Genomic DNA, 584 nt, shown 5'->3' on the forward strand with positions numbered 1-584 from the left:
TGGCGAAGAGGTCACACCCGTTCCCATACCGAACACGGAAGTTAAGCTCTTCAGCGCCGATGGTAGTTGGGGGATTCCCCCTGCGAGAGTAGGACGTCGCCGGGCGATCATTTTATTCCGAAGTAGCTCAGTGGTAGAGCAACCGGCTGTTAACCGGTTGGTCGCAGGTTCGAATCCTGCCTTCGGAGCCATATTTATGGAGAGCTGTCCGAGTGGCCGAAGGAGCACGATTGGAAATCGTGTATACGCTAACCGCGTATCAAGGGTTCAAATCCCTTGCTCTCCGCCAGTTTATTTTTTAACATGGCCCCTTGGTCAAGCGGTTAAGACACCGCCCTTTCACGGCGGTAACACGGGTTCGAATCCCGTAGGGGTCACCATCATATAATGGAGGATTAGCTCAGCTGGGAGAGCACCTGCCTTACAAGCAGGGGGTCGGCGGTTCGATCCCGTCATCCTCCACCATTTAACTTAAATAGTATTATCGCGGGGTGGAGCAGTTCGGTAGCTCGTCGGGCTCATAACCCGAAGGTCGCAGGTTCAAATCCTGCCCCCGCAACCAAATGGTCCCGTGGTGTAGCGGT

At 54.6% G+C, this 584-nt stretch carries 5 tRNA genes and 1 rRNA gene; all 6 read left to right on the forward strand.

Annotated features, from left to right (window positions below):
* Positions 1 to 105, forward strand: a 5S ribosomal RNA gene (rrf, locus tag ACFOZY_RS09130); the annotation flags it as partial.
* Positions 106 to 116: 11 nt separating this feature from the next.
* Positions 117 to 191 (forward strand) — tRNA-Asn (locus ACFOZY_RS09135).
* A gap of 7 nt (positions 192 to 198) precedes the next feature.
* Positions 199 to 289: transfer RNA gene (locus ACFOZY_RS09140), tRNA-Ser, on the forward strand.
* 16 nt (positions 290 to 305) lie between these two features.
* Positions 306 to 380 (forward strand) — tRNA-Glu (locus ACFOZY_RS09145).
* A 9-nt stretch (positions 381 to 389) separates the two neighbouring features.
* Positions 390 to 465 (forward strand) — tRNA-Val (locus ACFOZY_RS09150).
* 20 nt (positions 466 to 485) lie between these two features.
* Positions 486 to 562 (forward strand) — tRNA-Met (locus ACFOZY_RS09155).
* Positions 563 to 584: the final 22 nt, after the last annotated feature.

It is taken from the genome of Chungangia koreensis, from assembly GCF_042651785.1.
Lineage (GTDB): Bacteria > Bacillota > Bacilli > Bacillales_A > Planococcaceae > Chungangia > Chungangia koreensis.